Below are 4758 nucleotides of genomic sequence, written 5' to 3'. Positions count from 1 at the left end.
GCGGCGGCGCGGGTCTCCGGCTCGGGCGCGACGGCGGCCGGAGCGGCCTCCTGCTGCGTGGGGACCGGCTCCGGCAGGGCGGCCTGCCGGGCCGCGGCCTGCGGCATGAGGGCGGCCGGAGCCGCCGCGTCGGCATAGGCGAGGGCGTTGCGGGTTCCGGCATCCTCGGGCCCGGCGCTGGCGAGCGCCACCGGGCGGACCCGGCCGGAGCGCGACGACAGGACCACCGGGGCGGGCGGCGGGGCCGCGGGCTTCGACCCGCCGAACAGCATGGCGAAGAACTGGCCGACGACGTTCGGGCTGTCCTCCTCGTCCGCCGCCGCGATCGCCTGGCTCACACCCATGACGCTGCCGCCGCGGGCGAGGATCTCCGCCCTGGCGCTCTCGTAGCCGGCGAGCGGCCGGCCGTCGGCGGGCAGGTGGACGGTGCGTCCGTCGGGGAAGAGGCGGGCGAGCTGGTCGTGGCTCATCCGCGGCCAGGAGCGCACCGAGCCGACGTCGAGATGGACGAAGGGGCTGTTGGCCTGCGGGTACCAGCCGACGCCGCCGCGCTGCATCCGCATGCCGATCGCCCGGATCTGGTCGATCGAGACGTCGGCGAGGTAGAAATCCATCGCCTTGCCGAGCATGTGCTGGCTGTGCTCGGCCACCGCGCGGGAGCGCCGGCGGAGCGCCGCGTTGGTCTTGGGCGAGCGATAGGCCGAGACGACGTGGATCGCGTCCTGCGAGCCGACGGCACGGTGGGCTTCCCACACCACGTCGAACAGGCGGGGATCCATCTTGGTCGGCTCGTCGAGACGCCAGTCGCGCAGGAGCCAGTTCAGCTGCTCCAGGGCGGCCCGGTCATAGCGCCCGTCACGCTTGAACGTGATCGCGGCGCTCTCCTTCGTGTGCTCGTGGAAGATCGAGATCGTGCGCGTGTCGCCGTTGGCCACCGCGTCCTGGGTGCCGCTGGTCGAGCCGATCACGGCCGCCAGGCAGGCGATCAGCGCCAGAGCGCCGCGCCGGCAGGAGCGGGTTGCCCGAACCGGGTTGGCCGCCCCGCGGCCGGCACGCTTGAGCCCTCGCACGATCCCTCATCCTCGCTCGGGCCGCGTGGCCGCATGGTGAACGCAGGGTTGCCGAGAACCGTCAACAAACCGTTACCGGGTCCCCGCGAAAGGATGGGTCGAAGGGCTAAGCCCGAACCGTGGCGAAAATCGGCCCGGCTTCACGATGTCGTGTGCCCTTGGGGAAGGGCCGGCTCAGCGCGGGGCGGCCGGATATCGGGGGGATGGCGAGGCAGGAACTCGCCCTCGTCATCCTGCAAGATACAGGTCTGTAGTACTGCGTCGCGACAAGTGATTCCGCCGCGGAACAGATCGCATTACGCCACTGATCCATAACAGTTTTTCGGAACTGCAAAAAATTGTTCCTGTTTTTCGCACTTGCGAGATAGTTCCCGCCGTGCTCTGGTCTAGCCTCGTCTCAGGCACAAGATGCCGCGAGATGGCAAGACATGTCGAAAGAGCGAGACGTGTCGGGAGAGCAAGACATGGGTTATCAGAGCCAAATGGCCGAGCGGCTGTCGGGGTACGATGTCCGCCGTGGCGAGAGTTCGATTTCCGGCTTATCTTCCGGAGCGTTCATGACGGTGCAGATGCACCTTGCCCATTCGAGCAAGTTCAAGGGCGTCGGCATCATCGCGGGCGGGCCGTTCCGCTGCGCCGAGTCGTTCCGGGGCGCGGCGCCCGTGGCCGCCGACGCCTTCGAGCTGGGTGCCCTGGCCATCGGGATGACCCCGCTCATCCCGCAGATGGCGCCGGATGCCGGGGATCTCGCGGCCCTGGCCCGCGATGCGGCGGGGACCGGCCTGATCGACCCGGTCGGCAACCTCGCGGATCATCGGCTCTACATCTTCACCGGCCGGTCCGATTGCGTCGTGTATCCGGACGTGGTGAACCGCACGCGCGAGTTCTACCTATATCTCGGCGTGAATCCCGACAACGTCCTGTACAACGACGTGGTCAATGCAGGTCACTCGATCATCACCGACAACCTCGAGGACGCGCCGCTCGCGGAGAACCGGCCACCTTACATCAATAACGGGAATTTCATGCAGTCGCATGCGATCCTCCGCCATATCTACGGTGTGCTGAACGAGCCTGCCGAGCACCTGATGGGGCGGCTGGTCCGCTTCGACCAGAGGGAGTTCTTCGACGACAACAAGCGCTCGAGCATGAGCGACTTCGGCTACGCCTACATACCCTCGGCGGTGCTCGACGGGCGGGCGCAAGCCAGGGTGCACGTGGCCCTGCACGGCTGCAAGCAGGGCTACAATTACGTCAACTACGTCCGCGGCCTGCCCGACACCGCGAACCAGCCGCCCTATGGCAACCGCTACATCACCACGACCGGCTACAACCACATCGCCGAGAGCAACGACATCATTGTCCTCTACCCGCAGGTCGAGGGAAGCGATGGCGGCGACCTGCAAAATCCCGACGGATGCTGGGACTGGTGGGGTTACAGCTCGCCCACGCCGCGCAACCCCGACTATTATTCGAAGAATGCAGTTCAGATCAAAGCGATCAACGCCATGCTGGAACGTCTCGGCGGCTGACGACCCGCGATCCACTCTCCCGCGGAGCGGTGGATCTCGAGCCTGCACAATACTCGATCGGTGCCACTCTGCGCTTTGCGACGCGATCGGCCGGTCATCCTATGAGGAATTCATGATGCTGCCCCAGACCATCACGCCGAAGCCCGTCCGTCCCGTGCCGTTCGCCGCCTTAATGCAGACGGCCCTGAGCGCGACCGAGCACGTGCCGGCGCCGGTCGCCGCCGCGGCAACGGTCGGCGCCCCCTTGCGCCGCACGGTGCTCGTCAGCGAGCTCGCGACGCGCAGCGCTGCCAACGCGGTCGGGACCGCACAGCTCCTGGCGGCGAACCCCGATTCGCGCATAATCGATGAACTCTGCGAGATGCAGGGCGCCTTCGCGAAGCAGCTCTGGAAGATCGACCAGGATTGGCGCGCCGGGCTGATGCGGATCTACGAAGGCTCTCTGTCTCTTCGCCGAGCCAATACCGTGTCGAAGGTCGTCGAGCAGGATTTCAACCTGATCGGCCAGTACGGCGACCTGGTGACGAACTGCATGACCAGCGTAGCCACGCTGGTCGAAAACACCAATGTCGGTTACTCGTACTGGTTAGCCAAGAAGATCGAAGCCGCGAAAGCCGCCGCGGCGGCCTGAGACGGGCAGCCCGTCTCCACGGGAATGACCGATTCCCGCCGCAACCCGGAGCCGGGATGCGGCGGGTTACGGACGCGGTTGTCCGTCGGGACGACCCGCCCCGTGCCTACCACCAGCCGCGCCGGATCGCCCCGGTCTCGCCGTAATCGTCCGGGGGCGGCTGCACGACCACCGGCTCCCCGGGCTCGGTCGCCGTGGCGACCGGGCGGCGCGGGGCCGGACGAGGGGCGGGCTGCTGCTGCGCGAGGTCGCGATGCGGAGCCGCACCGGGCGGCTTCGGCGCAGGGCCTTTCGGCTTGTGGCCGGCTTCGGGCGGCAGCGCCTCGGTCGAGAGGCCGAGCGCCACCTTCACCCGGGCGTTGACGCCGTAGAGGTCGGGCAGGCTGCGCAGCGCCCCGGTCGAATCCGCCTCCAGGGTGAAGTAGGCGAGGTGCACCGGCAGCTTCTCGGGCAGCATCACGGTGCGCTCGCCCTTGCCGATCAGCGCCTTCAGCCGTTCCGTCGGCCAGCGCGGCCCGAGCACCGCCTGCGCGAAGCGGAACGGGTCGTCGACGCGCACGCAGCCATGGCTCAACGCCCGCTCGGAGCGGGAGAACAAGGTGCGGTTGGGCGTGTCGTGCAGGTAGACCGCGTGGTCGTTGGGGAACATGAACTTGATGAAGCCGAGCGCGTTGCGCTCTCCCGGCGGTTGCCGGATGGCGATGCCGTTGCCGCGCTTCACCACCTGGTAGCCGAGGCGGGCGGCGTAGTTCGGATCGCGGGCGAGGCCGGGCAGGAACTGGCTCTTGAGAATCGAGGGTGGCACTGTCCAGGACGGGTTGACCACCGCGTAGGTCATCTCGCCGGAGAAGATCGGGGTCGGCGAATCGGGCTTGCCGACGATCGTCCGGGCCTCGTCGAGGACGCGGCCGTCGCGCACCACCCGCACCTTGTATTCGGGGATGTTGACGAAGACGTGGGTGCGGCCGAGATCCGCCGGCAGCCAGCGCCAGCGCTCCATGTTGGCGAGGATGTCGGCTTCCTGCTTGCCCGGGGACGGGCCGGCAAGGGCCGCCACGGTGGCCGGATCGAGCACGCCGCTCGCCTTCAGGCCGCGCTCGCGCTGGAAGCTCGCCACTGCCGTCGCCACGCCCTCGTCATAGGCGGTGGCGTCCTGCGCGCCACTGATCCCGAACCGGGCGCGGATCAGCGGCACCCGCGGGTCGCGCATGCCGGCCTTGAGCGCCGGACCCTTCGGCAGCCGCACCATCGGTACCGAGCGGTTCGGCTGCTGGGCGCGCAGGGAAGCGAGCTTCGCCTTGAGGGCGAGGTAGCCGGGCTGGCTCGGATTGTAGGCCTGGAGCAGGGCCCCGGCGCCGGACCCGGCCGGGGTGAGGCGGGTCAGCACCCCGTCGGCGGGGGCCAAGTCGAGCTTCGGGGTGATGAAGCGCGACAGCCGCGACGGTTCGAGGCGGCCGCCGCGGGCGTCGCGCGCGTAGAGCACGGCGGCGGCGGAGAGCTTCAGGTCGGCCTCGGCCCGGTCGGC

Annotated in this window: 4 protein-coding genes; 2 read left to right on the top strand and 2 right to left on the bottom strand. The window is 68.8% G+C overall.

Going from position 1 to position 4758, the window contains the following annotated elements; all coding sequences use genetic code 11:
* Positions 1–1070, bottom strand: a 1070-nt coding sequence (locus VQ03_RS29435; RefSeq protein WP_425350111.1) for a peptidoglycan L,D-endopeptidase MepK, incomplete at its 3' end; no start/stop codon positions are given.
* A gap of 464 nt (positions 1071–1534) precedes the next feature.
* Between VQ03_RS29435 and VQ03_RS29430 the strand changes: the two genes are divergently transcribed.
* Positions 1535–2602, top strand: a complete 1068-nt coding sequence (locus tag VQ03_RS29430; RefSeq protein WP_048454481.1) for an extracellular catalytic domain type 2 short-chain-length polyhydroxyalkanoate depolymerase — start codon at positions 1535–1537, stop codon at positions 2600–2602.
* Positions 2603–2714: 112 nt separating this feature from the next.
* Positions 2715–3233, top strand: a complete 519-nt coding sequence (locus tag VQ03_RS29425) for a hypothetical protein (RefSeq protein WP_053078788.1) — start codon at positions 2715–2717, stop codon at positions 3231–3233.
* Positions 3234–3339: 106 nt separating this feature from the next.
* Here VQ03_RS29425 and VQ03_RS29420 read toward each other — a convergent pair.
* Positions 3340–4758, bottom strand: a 1419-nt coding sequence (locus VQ03_RS29420) for a L,D-transpeptidase family protein (protein WP_048454480.1), incomplete at its 5' end; no start/stop codon positions are given.

Source organism: Methylobacterium tarhaniae (assembly GCF_001043955.1).
Lineage (GTDB): Bacteria > Pseudomonadota > Alphaproteobacteria > Rhizobiales > Beijerinckiaceae > Methylobacterium > Methylobacterium tarhaniae.
The sequence above is the reverse complement of the archived record's forward strand: the minus strand, read 5'-3'. Positions and strand labels throughout refer to the sequence as shown.

Coding starts and splice junctions, on each gene's coding strand:
- VQ03_RS29430 (WP_048454481.1), top strand. CDS start 1,535: ATGGGTTATCAGAGCCAAATGGCCGAGCGGCTGTCGGGGTACGATGTC.
- VQ03_RS29425 (WP_053078788.1), top strand. CDS start 2,715: ATGATGCTGCCCCAGACCATCACGCCGAAGCCCGTCCGTCCCGTGCCG.